Origin of the sequence: Cytobacillus firmus NBRC 15306 (assembly GCF_001591465.1) — a bacterium.
Taxonomy (GTDB): domain Bacteria; phylum Bacillota; class Bacilli; order Bacillales; family Cytobacillaceae; genus Cytobacillus; species Cytobacillus firmus.
In genome coordinates, this window is record NZ_BCUY01000054.1 from 1 (window position 1) to 16,523 (window position 16,523).

Annotated in this window: 18 protein-coding genes and 1 riboswitch; of the genes, 15 read left to right on the plus strand and 3 right to left on the minus strand. The window is 40.6% G+C overall.

Annotation, left to right across the window (positions count from 1 at the left end):
* From BFI01S_RS14670 to BFI01S_RS14680, 3 genes are all read left to right on the plus strand, one after another.
* Positions 1-1,676, plus strand: a 1,676-nt coding sequence (locus BFI01S_RS14670) for a PAS domain-containing sensor histidine kinase (protein ID WP_235831202.1), incomplete at its 5' end; no start/stop codon positions are given.
* A 13-nt stretch (positions 1,677-1,689) separates the two neighbouring features.
* Positions 1,690-2,190 carry a methylated-DNA--[protein]-cysteine S-methyltransferase gene (locus tag BFI01S_RS14675; RefSeq protein WP_061793283.1) on the plus strand — a complete coding sequence of 167 codons (501 nt, stop codon included), beginning with the start codon at positions 1,690-1,692 and terminating at the stop codon, positions 2,188-2,190.
* Positions 2,191-2,306: 116 nt separating this feature from the next.
* Entirely contained in the window at positions 2,307-2,888 is a 582-nt protein-coding gene (locus BFI01S_RS14680; RefSeq protein WP_035328457.1) for a DUF2087 domain-containing protein, read from the plus strand.
* Positions 2,889-2,921: 33 nt separating this feature from the next.
* Here BFI01S_RS14680 and BFI01S_RS14685 read toward each other — a convergent pair whose 3' ends face one another.
* A complete protein-coding gene (locus BFI01S_RS14685) occupies positions 2,922-3,707 on the minus strand; it encodes a carbon-nitrogen family hydrolase (RefSeq protein ID WP_061793284.1) in 786 nt (261 codons plus the stop codon).
* 143 nt (positions 3,708-3,850) lie between these two features.
* On the opposite strand from BFI01S_RS14685, the gene BFI01S_RS14690 reads away from it, so the two are divergent.
* From BFI01S_RS14690 to BFI01S_RS14735, 10 genes are all read left to right on the plus strand, one after another.
* Positions 3,851-5,023: a pyridoxal phosphate-dependent aminotransferase gene (locus BFI01S_RS14690; protein WP_061793285.1), complete on the plus strand. Its 1,173-nt coding sequence runs from the start codon at positions 3,851-3,853 to the stop codon at positions 5,021-5,023.
* An 87-nt stretch (positions 5,024-5,110) separates the two neighbouring features.
* Positions 5,111-5,214, plus strand: a riboswitch (SAM riboswitch).
* A gap of 85 nt (positions 5,215-5,299) precedes the next feature.
* On the plus strand, positions 5,300-6,532 hold the full coding sequence (locus BFI01S_RS14695; protein WP_061793286.1) for a 2,3-diketo-5-methylthiopentyl-1-phosphate enolase: 1,233 nt from the start codon (positions 5,300-5,302) through the stop codon (positions 6,530-6,532).
* Positions 6,525-7,187, plus strand: coding sequence for a 2-hydroxy-3-keto-5-methylthiopentenyl-1-phosphate phosphatase (locus tag BFI01S_RS14700; RefSeq protein WP_061793287.1), 663 nt, complete (start codon positions 6,525-6,527; stop codon positions 7,185-7,187). The genes BFI01S_RS14695 and BFI01S_RS14700 overlap by 8 nt, the downstream gene beginning before the upstream one ends.
* Positions 7,184-7,819 (plus strand): methylthioribulose 1-phosphate dehydratase, encoded by a 636-nt coding sequence (locus BFI01S_RS14705; RefSeq protein ID WP_061793288.1) that lies wholly within the window; start codon positions 7,184-7,186, stop codon positions 7,817-7,819. The genes BFI01S_RS14700 and BFI01S_RS14705 overlap by 4 nt, the downstream gene beginning before the upstream one ends.
* 77 nt (positions 7,820-7,896) lie before the next feature.
* On the plus strand, positions 7,897-8,409 hold the full coding sequence (locus BFI01S_RS14710; protein ID WP_082804538.1) for a 1,2-dihydroxy-3-keto-5-methylthiopentene dioxygenase: 513 nt from the start codon (positions 7,897-7,899) through the stop codon (positions 8,407-8,409).
* Between the two features lie 309 nt (positions 8,410-8,718).
* A complete protein-coding gene (locus tag BFI01S_RS14715) occupies positions 8,719-8,952 on the plus strand; it encodes an aspartyl-phosphate phosphatase Spo0E family protein (RefSeq protein WP_061793290.1) in 234 nt (77 codons plus the stop codon).
* A 231-nt stretch (positions 8,953-9,183) separates the two neighbouring features.
* Positions 9,184-10,011 (plus strand): electron transfer flavoprotein subunit beta/FixA family protein, encoded by an 828-nt coding sequence (locus tag BFI01S_RS14720; protein WP_061793291.1) that lies wholly within the window; start codon positions 9,184-9,186, stop codon positions 10,009-10,011.
* 11 nt (positions 10,012-10,022) lie between these two features.
* Positions 10,023-11,048 (plus strand): electron transfer flavoprotein subunit alpha/FixB family protein, encoded by a 1,026-nt coding sequence (locus BFI01S_RS14725; RefSeq protein WP_061793292.1) that lies wholly within the window; start codon positions 10,023-10,025, stop codon positions 11,046-11,048.
* Complete coding sequence (locus tag BFI01S_RS14730; protein ID WP_061793293.1) at positions 11,041-12,336, plus strand: FAD-dependent oxidoreductase; 1,296 nt, start codon at positions 11,041-11,043, stop codon at positions 12,334-12,336. The genes BFI01S_RS14725 and BFI01S_RS14730 overlap by 8 nt, the downstream gene beginning before the upstream one ends.
* Positions 12,336-12,620 (plus strand): ferredoxin family protein, encoded by a 285-nt coding sequence (locus BFI01S_RS14735; protein WP_019381639.1) that lies wholly within the window; start codon positions 12,336-12,338, stop codon positions 12,618-12,620. The genes BFI01S_RS14730 and BFI01S_RS14735 overlap by 1 nt, the downstream gene beginning before the upstream one ends.
* 424 nt (positions 12,621-13,044) lie before the next feature.
* On the opposite strand, the gene BFI01S_RS14740 is transcribed toward BFI01S_RS14735, so the two are convergent.
* A complete protein-coding gene (locus BFI01S_RS14740) occupies positions 13,045-13,365 on the minus strand; it encodes a hypothetical protein (RefSeq protein ID WP_061793294.1) in 321 nt (106 codons plus the stop codon).
* A 207-nt stretch (positions 13,366-13,572) separates the two neighbouring features.
* Here BFI01S_RS14740 and BFI01S_RS14745 point away from each other — a divergent pair, with 207 nt between their 5' ends.
* A complete protein-coding gene (locus BFI01S_RS14745) occupies positions 13,573-14,094 on the plus strand; it encodes a hemerythrin domain-containing protein (protein ID WP_061793295.1) in 522 nt (173 codons plus the stop codon).
* Positions 14,095-14,118: 24 nt separating this feature from the next.
* Here BFI01S_RS14745 and BFI01S_RS14750 read toward each other — a convergent pair whose 3' ends face one another.
* Positions 14,119-15,354, minus strand: coding sequence for an MFS transporter (locus BFI01S_RS14750; RefSeq protein ID WP_061793296.1), 1,236 nt, complete (start codon positions 15,352-15,354; stop codon positions 14,119-14,121).
* Positions 15,355-15,499: 145 nt separating this feature from the next.
* Between BFI01S_RS14750 and BFI01S_RS14755 the strand changes: the two genes are divergently transcribed.
* Positions 15,500-16,492 carry a phosphotransferase enzyme family protein gene (locus BFI01S_RS14755; RefSeq protein WP_061793297.1) on the plus strand — a complete coding sequence of 331 codons (993 nt, stop codon included), beginning with the start codon at positions 15,500-15,502 and terminating at the stop codon, positions 16,490-16,492.
* The last annotated feature ends 31 nt before the right edge of the window (positions 16,493-16,523 follow it).

Below are 16,523 nucleotides of genomic sequence, written 5' to 3' on the forward strand. Positions count from 1 at the left end.
GAGTTGATGTCAATCCATCATTTGCTAAAAGCATAAAGATGGATAAACAGCAGCTGATAGGCAGGAGCCTGTGTGAAATCGTACCGGAAAATAAGCATTTCAAGCTTGAAAAGCAAAAGGAACTATTGAAAAAGAATAAAAGTGTCAGGGGCATCCTTCCAGTATATAACGGAAGCAGAAGTATTATAGAGTTTGATTTTACTACGAGCACGCTTAATGAAAGAGGTCTTTATATGTGTATATTAAGAGATGTCACAAATAAGCGGCTCCTTGAACGGAAAGTAAAAAAGAATGAAGAGCTGTATGCTGACCTGTTTATAGAAGCCCTGGATGGAATCATTTTTTGGTGCGGGAATGGTGAAATCATTGATGCTAATGAGGCTGCTTGCCGAATTTTTGAATGTACACATGATGAACTAATCAAAAAAGAGATAAAAGATTTTGTTTATGAAAAATCGGAACGATACAGAAACATTGTTAAAGAGATGTTCATTAAGGGCTCTATAAGGGATGAGCTTGTTTTTCTTATGCCAAATGGCCAGTTCAAATCTTTGGAGTTTACAGTGAAATTGAACTCTGTTGAAGGCTACCATATGACAATCTTCAGAAATGTCAGTGAGCGTCATGCCATGGAAAAAAGCCTAAGGGAAAGCGAACAAAAATTTCGCATGATATTTGAAGGGGCTCTTGAAGGTATTCTTCTCTGGAACGATCAGTTTGAAATAGTCGATATTAATCAATCGGGTCAGAGAATGCTGCAGATAACAAAAGATGATCATATCGGTGCATCACTGCATAGTATTTTGAATGACTGCAATATAACTGATGATGAATTAAAAGAGCAGATAAGAAACATACACTCTGAGGGGCAATCAGACGGGAACCTTTCCATTACTTTAAAAACAGGCAGAAAGAAATTTTTCGAGTTTTCCAACAAGCTGAATATTTTTTCTAATATCAGTATGACGACATTTAAAGATATAACTGAGAAGCTGGAAATGGAAGAACAGCTTCGGAAATCAGATTCCTTGAATGTCATTGGAGAATTGGCAGCAGGGATTGCACACGAGATCAGAAATCCGATGACGGCTCTTAAAGGCTTTATACAGCTTTTGGAGGGCAGTGTAAAAGAAGATCATACGATGTATTTCAATGTGATCACCACTGAGCTCAGCAGGATTGATTCAATTATTAATGAATTTCTTATTCTCGCTAAGCCTCAAGCTGTCAAATTTGTAGAATTAGACATTTCACAAATCATGAAAGAAACAGTCGATCTCCTTAGTGCCCAGGCTGTGCTGCACAATGTTCAATTCAGAACTTATTATGAACAGAATTTGCCCAAGGTTTTCTGTGAATCCAATCAAATGAAAAAGGTCTTCATCAATATAATAAAAAATGCAATTGAAGTCATGCCTAAAGGCGGATATATTACAGTATCCATTCAAAAAGTATCTGATCATAAAGTTCACATATCCATAAAGGATGAAGGAACAGGAATTCCTGCCCATAAAATAAAAAAGCTTGGTGAGCCTTTCTATACTACAAAGGAAAGAGGCACTGGACTTGGTTTAATGGTTACATATAAAATTATTGAAGAACACAAAGGAACAATTGAAGTGGAAAGCAAAATGGGTGAAGGAACTGTTTTCCACATCTATTTGCCCCTTATATAAAGGCGGGAATGAAATGACAGGCAGAGTTTATTCTAAAAAAATGACACCGGCTGGAGACATTTACATCGTAGCAGAAAATGGAATTCTTTCTGCTTTATACATGGGGGAAGCTGATTTTCTGGAAGGGGAAGAGGTCTTATCCCTGCAATTTGATCCCTCTGACTCTGTGATCAAAAAGTGTACTCTCCAGCTTGAAGAATACTTCGGCGGACATAGGAAGGAGTTTGATATTCCAATAGAGCCCAATGGAACAGAATTTCAAAAAGCAGTATGGAGAGAGCTTTGTCTCATCCCATTTGGCGAGACAAGAAGCTATCAGGACATTGCTGTTAAAATAGGGAAAGATAAAGCTGTGCGGGCCATTGGACAGGCAAATAAGGCCAATCGCCTTCCAATCATTATTCCTTGCCATCGTGTTATCGGCAAGAATAAATCTTTAACCGGGTATGCAGGCAGCAGGACAGAAATTAAAGAAATATTATTATCCCTTGAAGGGGCCAATTATGCTAAATAGTTATCAAATCACCCTTTTAAGGTGATTTTTTTTGGGGTTTTTCAAATTCTGTTGACGAAATGAATTACATTCGATTAATATCTAATTAGATGATAATCGAAATGGGGCACGCATTTATGCAATTAAATCGTTTAGTAGCTTTTTATAAGACAATGGGAGACCCTACCAGAATCCGGATTGTTTTTCTTCTTGCCAAAGGGCCGCTGCATGGCCAGGCGATAGCCGGAAAGCTTGGATTAACCCCGCCTACTATTACGCATCACCTAAATAAACTGCGGGAAATAAACCTTGTTTATCAAAGGAGAGATAAAAATACTGTTTATTTTTATCTGAATGAATCCGTCCTGAAACACCAGTCAGGTGTTCTTGCAAAATTGGCAGACAAAGAGGAGGTTAAAAAAATGGAGGAACAAAATTCAGAAAACCAGAAAGTTATTGAAAATTTCTTTACCAGAGATGGTAAGCTGAAGAATATTCCAGCCCAGAGAAAGAAGAAACTCATGGTTTTTGAACATTTAATTAAAGGCTTGAAAATGGGAAAAAAATATGAAGAAAAAGAGCTTAACGAATATATCAAACAGTATCATGAAGACTATGCTACTATACGCAGAGAGTTCATAATCAACCATTATATGTATCGCGAAAATGGCATTTACGAATTAAACCCTCAGGAAATGTGGGCAAAAATAGAAGGGTAAGCAGGGGCCCTGACAGGGTCCCCTGCAAAGTCATCAGCGGTAAAAATCCGGTTTGCGGTCATCAAAAATCGGAATTAAGCTGCGAACTTCCTTCACTTTATCCAGGTCAATTTCAGCATGCAGGATTTCTTCAGCTTCAGAGCCTTCAGCAAGCACATCACCCCAAGGATCTATAATCATCGAATGGCCTGCAAAGACATTATCAGGATCAGAGCCGGAACGGTTGCATGCAATAACGTAGCACTGGTTTTCAATGGCACGTGCAATCAAAAGCGCACGCCAATGAGAAAGCCGGGCCAATGGCCATTGTGCTACTACAAATAAAGCTTCTGCCCCTTCCGCTGTATGGATCCGCACCCACTCAGGAAAACGGATATCATAACAAATCATTCCTGCAAACTTCCTATTGTCCAGAGAAAACCCTCCCCTGGCTGACCCTCCTTTCAAATAGAGATGCTCATTCATAAGCTTGAATAAGTGCAGCTTGCTGTATTCATGTAAAAGGTCACCATTGTGGTCTACAATCAGCAAAGTATTGTAAATGCCCTCAGGCGTTTTCTTTGCAACAGAACCGCCAATCAGGTGAACCTTATTTTTTTGTGCTGTCTCTTTCAAAAAAGCCAGTGCAAAGGCAGCATCCTGATCAGCTATTTCATCTAATCTGGTCAAATCATAGCCTGTCGTCCAAAGCTCCGGAAGAACCAAAACGTCCGGATTAGACTTAAGCGCTTTATTAATCATGGCTTCGGCCGCTATAAAATTCTTCTCAGGTTTTCCAAAGGCAATATCCATCTGCAAACAGGCAATCTTTAATTTCATTTAACTCCCCCGCAATCTTCTTTTCCATATGTTATGATTAATCCGATAGATAGAAATTTTCTAAATATTACTTTACAACTTACCATTTACGTTATATCATTTGTGACTATATTTTCAATCATTTTTTTAAGCAGGTGAACAATTTGATTAATTATCCGCAATCAGAACTATTAAAAAGTCTGCCAAAACAGTTTTTTGCCTCTTTGACAGCTAAGGTGGGGAAAAAGCTTGAAGAGGGTCATGATGTTATTAATCTGGGACAGGGAAATCCTGACCTGCCTACCCCTGAGCATATCGTCAAGCGGCTTCAAAGAGCAGCCGAAAACCCTCAAAACCATAAGTACTCTCCTTTTCAGGGTTACCCGTATTTAAAAAAGGCAGCAGCTGACTTTTATAAAAGGGAATATGATGTGGAATTGGACCCGGATACTGAAATAGCCATCCTTTTTGGAGGCAAAGCAGGACTTGTTGAAATCCCTCAATGCCTTTTAAATCCCGGGGACAGCGTATTGGTTCCGGACCCGGGATATCCTGATTATTGGTCAGGAGTTGCACTGGCTAAAGCAAAAATGGTGACAATGCCACTGAGAGAAGAAAATAACTTTTTGCCTGTATACAGTGAATTGTCAGCTGAGGAGCTTAATTCAGCCAAATTGATGTTTCTTAATTATCCAAATAACCCTACTGGAGCAGTGGCAAACAAAGAGTTTTTTCAGGAAACAGTTGAATTGAGCCGAAGCCATGGCATTGGCATCGTTCATGACTTTGCATATGGCGGAATCGGATTTGACGGAAAAAGACCTGTAAGTTTTCTTCAAGCAGAAGGCGCAAAAGAGGTCGGAATTGAAATTTATACTCTTTCAAAGACCTTTAATATGGCTGGCTGGAGAGTAGGGTTTGCCGCTGGAAATGCAAGCGTTATTGCAGCACTGAACCTGATGCAGGACCATCTTTACGTCAGTTTGTTTGGAGCTGTTCAGGAAGCTGCGGCAGCTGCTCTGTCAGGCTCCCAGGAATGTGTAAAAGAGCTGAATTCGATCTACGAATCCAGACGGAATGCTTTCATTTCTGGTCTCAGGGAAATTGGGTGGGATGTACAAGCTCCTCAAGGCTCCTTTTTTGCATGGCTCAAGGTCCCGGAATCATTTACATCTGAAGAGTTTTCTGAGTATCTCCTGGAGAAAGCACATATTGCAGTTGCACCCGGCAACGGATTCGGCCAGTTTGGAGAAGGATTTGTGAGAGCCGGTTTGCTGACATCTGAAGAAAGACTTAAAGAGGCGGTGGGACGAATACAAAAATTAAACCTATTTTAATTTTTTCAATAATTCAATTGACAAAAGTATTAAGCACTGTCATAATTCTAATTAAATTTCTAAATTAACTGAATACTCGATTTCGTTTTCTTATCAAGAGCAGGCGGAGGGACTAGCCCTATGAAGCCCGGCAACCGACTTAAACTTAAGCACGGTGCTAAATCTTGCAGCTTTTAGCTGAAAGATAAGAAGATGTTAGATTGCTATGCTAACCTCTTCTTATTTGAAGAGGTTTTTTATTTTTCTCATTCTTTGATATTGAAAGGAAGAAAATTCATGAGTGAAATTATTGCGGCGTACCTGATACATGATGAAAAACATAATCCGGAGAAAAAAGCGGAGGAGATCGCTTTAGGTTTAACGGTGGGATCATGGACCCATCTGCCCGAGGTTGAAAAGCAGCAGCTGGAGAAGCATAAAGGCAGGGTCGTTTCTGTTGAAACCTTTACCAAAGATACAGAAAGCAAGGAAACAGCTGCGATCATTAAGATCGCCTATCCAGCTGTTAATTTTAGTCCGGATTTACCGGCAATATTAACAACAGTCTTTGGGAAACTTTCACTGGACGGAAAGATTAAATTACTGGAATTACAGTTTTCCAATGAACTAAAAAGCTTTTTCCCCGGACCTCGATTTGGGATTGAAGGGCTGAGAGAAAAGTTGAATGTATATGACAGGCCTCTTCTGATGAGCATCTTCAAAGGAGTGCTCGGTAAAGATATGGATTTTTTGACTTCACAGCTGCGGGAACAGGCCATGGGCGGCATAGACCTTGTAAAAGACGATGAAATTTTATTTGAAAACAGCCTCACACCGTTAGAAGCGCGGATAAAAGAAGGAAAAAAGGTATTAAGACAGGTTTATGAGGAAACGGGGCATCGGACCTTATATGCTGTGAATTTAACAGGCAGATCGTTTGAATTAAAAGATAAGGCAAGAAAGGCATCCAGTCTTGGGGCTGATCTTCTTCTCTTCAATGTATTCTCTTATGGGCTCGATGTATTGCAGTCTTTAAGAGAAGATAGTGAGATTGAACTGCCTATCATGGCACATCCTGCAGTTAGCGGAGCCCTTTCAGCTTCAAGTGTTTATGGAATCTCCTATCCTTTGTTATTAGGCAAACTGCTCAGGTATGCAGGAGCTGACTTGTCTCTTTTCCCGTCACCTTATGGGTCAGTTGCCCTCGAAAAAACTCAGGCACTATCAATTGCGGATAGCCTGAAAGCGGATGATTTCTGCCTAAGAACTTTTCCGGTTCCCTCAGCCGGCATCCATCCGGGTTTAGTGCCTTTGCTATTTGAAGACTTCGGAATAGACAGTGTAATCAATGCCGGAGGCGGCGTACACGGGCATCCGGATGGGGCAAGAGGAGGCGGTCTGGCATTCCGCCAGGCGATTGATTTGACTCTAAAGGGAGCTTCTTTGGCCAATGCTCCATCAGACTTTTCTGAATTAAAAAGAGCGATTGATTTATGGGGGTACAAAGAGGTGACTGTAAAGAATGGCTAAAATAGCGGTTTTTTGCGACTTTGATGGAACTATTACCGAAAAAGATAACATCATCAATATTATGAAGCATTTTGCTCCCTCCCAATGGGAAGGGATAAAAAATCAAGTTCTGCAGCAGGAAATTTCTATTAAAGAGGGAGTAGGAAAGATGTTTTCCCTTCTCCCAAGCAATCTGAAAGGTGATCTCACTGATTTCGTCTTAGAAAATGCAAAAATAAGAGAGGGATTTCAGCCATTTGTCGATTATTTGGCAGAAGAAGATATACCGCTTTATATAGTAAGCGGGGGAATAGATTTTTTTGTGGCTCCCGTTCTGGATAAATATGGACCCTATGAAGCAGTGTTCTGCAATAGTTCTGATTTTAGCGGAGATACAATAAAAATCTTATGGCCCCATAGCTGTGATGAAAAATGCGATAATAATTGCGGCTGCTGCAAGCCTTCCATTATGAGGAAATTAGAGGCTGAGGACACATTGAAAGTGGTAATCGGTGATTCAATAACCGACCTTGAGGCTGCAAAAAAGGCGGACTTTGTTATAGCAAGAGACCTGCTTCTGAAAAAAAGCAAAGAGTTGAACCTTAATCATAACTCCTTTGAAACATTCTATGATTGCATAGAGGTCTTAAAAAAATTAAATGAGGTGAGGGTATGAGCAGACTTGAGGAAAAATGGAATGAGCTTGCAGATATTAAAGATGAGCTCGCTGAAAGGGACTGGTTCATGGGAACGAGCGGAAATTTGGCGATTAAGGTGAGCTCAGGTCCGCTTCAATTTCTTGTAACAGCAAGCGGGAAGGATAAACGGAAACGCACTGATGAAGACTTTCTCCTTGTGGATGAATTTGGCCGGCCGGCGGGATGCACCCATCTTAAGCCATCCGCTGAAACACTTCTGCATACTGAAATATACAAAAGAACAAGAGCTGAATGCAGTCTGCATGTACATACAATTGATAATAATGTCATCTCAGAAATTTATGGAGATCAGGAGGCAGTTACATTTAAAGGACAAGAGCTCATAAAAGCATTTAATAAATGGGAGGAAGATGCCGTTCTAAGGATTCCGATTATTCCTAATTATGCGCACATCCCTACTCTGGCAAAATGTTTTTCTTCTCATATACATGAAGATTCAGGTGCAATTTTAATAAGGAATCACGGAATTACAGTATGGGGCAAAACCTCCTTTGAGGCTAAAAAAATTCTTGAAGCTTCAGAATTTCTGTTCCGCTATCAGCTAAGGCTTTTGGAACATAGAGTCAGTCAGCTATCAAAAGTAGTGTAATTCACAAGCTCTTAAACAATACGGAAAATGATTTTAATAGAGAGGGTTGATTAATTTGGCATATATCGTATTGAAAAATTCAAAAAAAAGAAATCAGGAACCAGGAAGAGGTTGTTTCTTTTCTGGAAGAACAGGAGGTTATCTATGAGCAATGGCCAATAGATAAATTGCCTGAAAATCTCCAGGAAAGATACTTGCTTTCCGATGATGAAAAGCAAGAGATACTGGATACATTTGCTGCAGAAATTAAGGATATTTCAGAAAGGAGAGGATACAAGGCACAGGATGTGATCTCCCTTTCAGAGAATACGCCAAATTTGGAACAGCTTCTTCAAAGTTTCCAGCAGGAACACCATCATACAGACGATGAGGTGAGATTCATTGTCAGCGGCCACGGGGTTTTTATTATACAAGGAAAAGATGGGGAATTCTTTGAGGTGTTCCTGAATCCTGGCGATTTAATATCCGTTCCTGAAAATATCCGTCATTATTTCACTCTGCAGGATGATAAAAAGGTAGTTGCCATCCGGATTTTTGTATCTGCAGAAGGATGGGTGCCAATTTATGAAGAAAAGGAAGTTCATCAATAATTCTTTGACCCATTGCCCCGGCAGTGGGTTTTTTATTTTCTTACTATATTAAATGGTTTTTTTTTACATTTTCAAATCTTGCAAATTTTTTTATCAAATACTGCTGATACTGCTGATTTCACATGTTTTATTTAGCAGAAGGTGTCGAAACCGCGTGAGGGTAAAGTGAAATTAGTGTCGATTAAAATAAATTTGGAAAAAGATTGTCTAATATTGCGAATCTATTTACATTTATAGAAATTCTTGTAATAATGCTTCAAGTAGACACATTTATATCGGATAAAAGGGATAGGATTAGGAGGAAGAAAGTTGCGCAATAAAAGAATACAGCTGCTGACTGAAATCCAGCATAAAAGGCTAAAAATGATAGAAACGGCCAGAAAGAATGGAATGGCGAGCCAGGATACGATTCGCTGCAGCCAGGAACTCGATCAATTGATTTTTGAATATCAATGCGTCATTAAACGGGAGAAGGAACAAAAGAAAAGAATGAGAGTTTCATTCAGGCAAGTGATTCTATCCTGGAAGAAAGCAGTTGTATAATTTAAATAACTGAGCATATATATTGATCATAAAAAACAAGGAACTCAAAAAGGATCCGTGGAGGGTTCTTTTTTTTGCAGTTCGCCTCTATTCTAGCAATAAACATATTAATTCATTAAAGAAGTACTATGCCTGTATAGAGAATCATATATCGTAATACAAAGCTTTTTTTATCACTTAAAGTAATCATTACTCATACAAGCTTTAAGTTAAGAGGAGGGAAAGTAAAAAATGCACATAGTTGTGTGTGTCAAGCAAGTGCCTGATACTAAAATCATTAAAATCAATCCCAAAACTAATACCCTTGACCGGCGCAGTGCTCCTGCTATTTTGAATCCTTATGACGCCCATGCAGTGCAGGAAGCTGTGAAAATTACTAAGGCCATTGGAAAAGGCACCATATCAGTCTTATCCATGGGACCGCCACAGGCTGAAGCAGTTATTAAGAAAAGTATCGAAATTGGGGCGGACCGCGGATTTTTAATTTCTGACCGTGCATTTGCCGGTGCCGACACACTGGCAACAAGCTATGCTCTGTCTAAAGCTTTAGAACGTATTTCAAAAGATATGCCTGTGGATTTAATTCTATGCGGAAAGCATGCCATTGATGGAGATACCGGCCAGGTTGGACCAGGTATAGCAAGGCGGCTCGATATTCCGCCTGTCACCAATGTGATCGAAGTTGCTGAAGTTAATGAAAGTGAAAAAACGATTCTGATCAAAAGGAAAATTACGAACGGATATGAATTAATTCAAGCTCAAATCCCTTGCCTGCTGACCGTTGAAAAAGAGATTAACAGCATAGAATATTCCCCTATGCCTAATATGATAAAAGCTGCCAGATATGAGCCGGTTATCTGGTCTGTTAATGACCTTGAAGCTGTGGATCGGACACAGCTGGGGCTGAAGGGATCTCCTACGATAGTGGGTAAAATGTTTACCCCTCCAAAGCCGGAAGGCGGAAAAAGGCTGGAAGGGAATGCAGACGAACAGATTCAGCAGCTGATGGAGCTTCTTAATGATAAAAAAGAGCTTTTGCAGCCAAACAGTAATAAATAGGGGGGATTTACATGATGGATGAGTACCGGGGAGTATGGGTATTCATAGAACAAAATGATGGGAAAATTGAAGGGGTTTCCCTTGAATTGCTCGGTGCAGGCAGAAAGCTGGCAGATAAGCTTGAGGTGCCTCTTTCCGGTGTTCTGCTTGGGTATGAAATTAAGTCATTAAGCCGGGAGGTCATCACATATGGTGCTGATCAGGTTTATGTAATCGACCACGAAGTAATGAAGGATTACCGGACAGAATCTTATATGAAGGCAGTTATCAATCTTGCCGAAAAATATAAACCTGAAATATTTCTCTATGGGGCTACCTCCAATGGTAAAGACTTAGCGAGCGCGGTTGCCACAGATCTCAGTACTGGATTGACAGCGGATACAACCATGCTGGATGTCGAAGTGGAGAAAAGGCTGCTTGAAGCAAGCCGCCCGGCTTTTGGCGGAAATATAATGGCAACCATCCTATGCAAAAAACACCGGCCGCAGATGGCTACTGTCCGCCCTAAAGTTATGAAGGCCATGGAGCCGAATCCTGATAGGCATGGTGAGGTTATAGAGGAACCGATTACCCTTAGAGAAGATGACATGCGCACAAAGGTGATTAAAATTGTGAAAGATGTCACAAAAAAAGTGAACTTAGCTGAAGCCCATGTTGTCGTTGCAGGCGGAAAAGGAATGGGTGATCTTCAAAACTTCCAGCTGATCCATGAGCTGGCTGACACCATTGGAGCGACCGTAGGGGGTACAAGGGATGTAGTGGAGGCAGGCTGGCTTCCGCATGAACAGCAGGTGGGGCAGACAGGAGAAACCATTACACCAAAGATCTATTTTGCTATTGGGATTTCAGGGGCAATTCAGCATGTTGTAGGCATGAAAAATTCAGAGTTTATCATTGCGATTAACAAGGATCCGCAAGCCCCTATATTCGATGTAGCAACCTGCGGTATCGTAGGTGATGCACTTGAAATTGTTCCGAAGCTGATTAAAGAGTTCAAGGAAGCAAGAGAAAGAGGGGGTGAAATGAGCTATGTCTGAAAAGTTTGATGTCATTGTGGTCGGGGCTGGGCCTGCAGGAACTTCCTGTGCTTACACCTGCGCTAAAAACGGCCTAAAAGTCCTGCAAATCGAAAGAGGAGAATATCCGGGCAGCAAAAATGTAATGGGCGGTGTGTTATACCGCAAACAAATGGAGGAAATCATTCCGGAGTTTTGGAAAGAGGCACCACTCGAAAGGCCAGTCATAGAACAGCGATTCTGGATGATGGATAAAGAATCGGCAGTAAGTTTTGGCTATAAAGGTCTTGAGTGGGGGAAGGAGCCATATAATAATTTCACAGTGCTCCGCGCACCTTTTGACCAATGGTTTGCAAAAAAAGGGGTTGAGCAGGGCGTTCTATTAATAAATGAGACTGTCGTGCTTGAGTGTCTGACTGAGAATGGAAAAGTGGTTGGGGTAAGAACAGACCGTCCGGATGGAGATATATATGCAGATGTAGTGGTTTTGGCAGATGGTGTGAATTCACTGCTTGCAAAGCAGCTTGGCTACCATAAAGAGTTCCGTCCTGATGAAGTGGCGCTGACAGTAATGGAGGTCATTAATCTTCCTAAAGACAAAATTAATGACCGCTTCAACCTGGAAGACAACCAGGGATGTACCATTGAAATTTTCGGGGACTCCACGAAAGGCAATCTCGGTACAGCTTTCATTTACACCAATAAAGATAGTATCAATATTGGTGTAGGAACAACGCTCTCAAGCATGATCAAGGCAAAGCTTAAACCATATGACCTGCTGGATTATTTAAAAACACACCCTATGGTAAGACCTTTAATAGAAGGGGGAGAGTCCGCTGAATATCTGGCTCATTTAATTCCTGAAGGCGGGTATCATTCGGTGCCGAAAGTGGCCGGTAATGGTGTTCTCCTTGCAGGTGATGCGGCCCAGCTTGTTAATGCCATTCACCGTGAGGGCTCCAACATGGCCATGGCTTCCGGAACAATGGCTGCAGAGACCATCATTGCAGCCAAGGAACGGGGTGATTTTAGCGAAACCAGCTTGAATCAGTACAGAGAAAAACTGTATCAAAGCTTTATAATTAAGGACCTGGAAAAATATAAAGATGCAGCTCACACGTTTGAACACTACCCGCAGTATTTTAAGGAATATGTTCCAATGCTGAACAGGGCAGCGAACAAATTCTTTACCGTTGATGGAACTCCGAAGAAAGAAAAGCAAAAAGAAATTATGAAGAGCTTCACCAGTGAACGCGGGACAATTCGTGTGCTTCAAGACATGTACAGGGCATGGAAGGCGGTGAAATAATGTCAACGAAAACGATCGAAGAAAAGCAATATTTAGTTCGTTTTAAGGCAGATACAAAATCGCATCTTACCGTATTGGATCATGATATCTGTATGACAAAATGCCCCGATAAAATATGCACCATTTTCTGCCCGGCTGAGGTCTACAAGTGGGAAGGATTAAGAATGCAGGTCGGTTACGAAGGATGTCATGAATGCGGCAGCTGCAGAATAGGGTGCCCGTATCAGAATATTAAATGGGAATATCCTAAAGGCGGTCATGGAATAGTATTCAGGCTTGCATAAATCAGCCCTTAAGGATCATACAAAAACCGGCCATCGAATTGGCCGGTTTTGAAAAGGGGGGAATGAAAAAGGCTTTATCTTTCGGTACATTGACATTATAAATTTAAAATATTTAAAAACTGTTAACAAGATTTATATAAACTATGAATTCTAAAATGATTTTTTAAACTGACGCGTTAACGCTTTTGAGTAATAGTGCTTTAGTAACTTAACTTTTCAGGCAGAATTTGTTAAACTGAATGTGGTCGAACTATTATAGTTGACCCCCTATAATCTGGAGAGCTTAGTTTGTCTAGGCTCTTTTTTTTATTAAGAATTAAATTTTTTATTGGATTTTGAGTATAAGTATGATTTACCTATATGTATGTTATTTCACATGCGAGGGTAAAAAAAGATGGAGCGAAGAAGAAATGATTTTTTGGGGCTAGCTGATTTTTTCTTGTCTATTTAAAAAACTGAACTGGGAGTCTTTGACATTGGCTTCAATTTCTCTGGCATGTTCAAAAGCTTTATGGATGCATTCATGAAGGGATGATGCATATAGTACTTCATTCCATGAAAAACTTCCTTCTGAATCTGATGGATAAATGGTTACTTTCCAGCAATAAAATTCTTTTTCCTTTTCTTTAAGCTGTCCTTCCAGAGCGATCAGCCAATGGGTTTGCCCGGTGGAAAGAAATGAGTCAGCTGAGTTGGCCGGAATAAGGCATTTTTGATAAAAATCATAGTAGGTTGGCAGTTGCATTTTTAATCCCTCCTAACAATTTACAGGGTTTAGCTTCGCCGATATAAAGATAACTTACCTTTATTATATGGCAAAAAAAGAGAAGATTGCACATAATTATTTAAATTTTTAGAAAATTTTTTAAGGATGCACAAAGTGATGGGTATCACAACAATCCTTCCTGCCATTTCTTATACTGATGCTATAACAGATAGGAGGGGTTTAGGGATGGAAGGCTGTATGAGCTCCATGAAGGGAAATGGTCCAATCATTCTTAGCAAAGGGCTGAAACGGCTGAAAGAGGAGCATCCTCCTCTTTTGGCAATGCTTGAAGAGCTTCTTCATATCACAAATAAAATGGAGGAAACTCCAGACAGAGCTCTTTTTGAAAAGTTAACTGAACATGTACGGAATTTCTGCAGTAAACTTGATCCACATTCAAAAAGGGAGGAAGGCGTGCTTTTCCGCATGATGGAACAATACCTGGGAAAAGGAACAGGCCCTATCGCTGTTATGGAGTATGAGCATGATCAGGCTAAAAGCTGTATTAAAGCCTTCTTAAGAGCAGCGGAAGGTATAGAGCATTTGACTGAGAAAGAAATGGCCGAACACTCCGGGCTGATAAAAAAGGCATACTACACTCTGACACAGCACTTTTCTAAAGAAGAAAACGTCCTTTTTCCTATGGCAGAAAATCTTCTTACTGAAGACGAAAAAGATGAGCTTTATATTGAAATTCAGCAAATATAAAGAGGAGGGAGCGCCTCCTCTAATTTAATTATTCCATTCAGAAACCCTTTCATCAGGGGGAAGCAATAAAGTCAGCAATCCTAAAACGGGAAGAAACCCTGTTAATATAATCATATTGGACAGGCCAAGAGTGTCGGCTATATAGCCCAAAGCAACGGAGCCTATAGCGCCCATGCCAAATGCCAGCCCTACTGTCAGTCCAGCCATTGTGCCGATTTTGCCGGGAACGAGTTCCTGGGCGTATACAACTGTCACTGAAAAGCTCGACATAAGTATAAATCCACCCGCCACCAGCATGATAAATGCAATAGCGGAAGGCACGAAAGGAATCAGGATGGATAGGGGAACAGTCAGGATCATCGATAGAAAAATAATCTGTTTCTTTCCAAACCGATCTGCGAGCGGTCCGCCAAAAAACGTACCCAGCGCACCTGATACTAAAAATGCAAATAAGAACAGCTGTGCCTGACTTATGGAGAAAGAATATTTCTCTATGGCATAAAAAGCATAGAAATTTGTCATCCCCGAAATATACCATGAACGGGCAAATATCAAAAAAAGAACCAGGAGGAGGGCTCCCCACACCTTTTTAGAAATTCTTTTGTTTTGGCGGGCACCTGAATTTTTCCGCGGTTTAGAGGCGGTCAGTTCCTGCTGTAGCCGTCCTGTATACCAAAATGCAATATAAATAAGCAGGCCAACTGCAATTGCCGCAACTCCGGTAAACCAGGCAGCCCCTATTTGGCCCAGGGGAACAAGTATGAGGGCTGTAATGATGGGAGCAAGTGCCTGTCCGGTATTTCCCCCAACTTGATAAATCGATTGAGCAAGACCTCTGCGCTGGCCTGCAGCCATATATGCTACCCTTGAACCTTCAGGATGGAACACAGCCGAACCCAAACCTATGAATAGAACTGAAAGAATGATCCATTTATAATCGGGAGCAAATGCCAGGCCTAATACACCAAATAAAGTTGAGGTGAGGCCGATTGGCAAGGCAAAAGGAAAGGGTTTTTTATCAGTGGCCATCCCAATGACAGGCTGCATGATGGAAGAAACCATATTTAACGAAAAAGCAATCATTCCCAGCTCTGAGTAGGTAAGTCCCATAGATTTTTCCAAAATCGGAAACATAGCTGGGATAACGGATTGGATGGAATCATTCAATAGGTGGCAAAGCCCGATGATGAATAATATCCGATAGGCTGTTTTCTGCTGCGGATCAGAGTTTGGATGGATTGTAGCAGCGGCTGCATTCATAATGTAAGTCTCCTTCTTTCTGAACATTTCGTGAAGCTAAATATAGTGTACATTATTCGCGAGGCTATAAAAATAGCTATTTTGAAAATCTGTTATCTATTATATAATTTACATTATTCAGAATAAAGCGAGAGCAGGGGAGCTAATGGAAAAAGCAGTTGATGCTTTAATGACGGACGAAATCCTCCATCATTTCTTAAGTATCTTTTCTTTGAATATCGTGAATTATAAAAAGCTGGGTGACTTTGAAAACTATGTCTATCAAGCTTCAAAAGATGGGGAAGAACTTATTTTGAGAATTACCCATTCAACACATCGCAAGCTGGAGGAGCTTTTATCAGAAGTTGACTGGATGAGTTATTTAAGAACAGAAGGTGTGAAGGTTCCAAAGGTTGTTTCTTCAAAAAATGGGAATATGATTGAAGCCTTGGAAGCTGGTGATGGCACTGTCTTTTATGCAGGCCTGTTTTCAAAAGCAATGGGAAAACCAATCAGTGTTCGTGCACCGGAATTCAATAAGGAGTTATTTCATGCGTGGGGAAGAGCAGTGGGGAAAATGCATGCAGCCACAAAGTCATATGTTCCTTCTGCAGACATTGTTCCGCGCATGCAATGGGATGAAGAAGAACTGCTGACAGTTGAAAAATATATACCCGAAGAAGATCAATTAATCGTTAAGAATACTAAGGATTTATTGAATCTGCTTCAAACATTGCCAAAGCATATAAACAATTATGGCCTTATTCATACGGATATTCATTCCGGAAACTTTTTCTATGACGGAAAAGATATACAAGTATTTGATTTTGATGACTGCTGTTATCATTGGTTTGCATCTGATATCGCCATCCCCCTGTATTATTCACTTTTATATAAGTTCAAAGAGGCGGATCCGGCAGAAGTAAATATCTTTGGCAAGGTATTCCTCAATTCCTTTTTGGATGGCTATCAGCTGGAGAATGAAATCCCCTGTGACTTGGAAAATCATCTGCCCTTATTCCTGAGGCTTAGGGATATTACACTCTACTCCGTTCTCCATAAAAAAATCGCACCTGAGGAAAGGGATCATCAGCTATTAGTAATGATGAAGTCGATAAAGGATCGAATTGAGCGAAACGCTCCAATATATTTAAGTTAAAAAGGAAGGTGCCTGGAATCATGCACCTTCC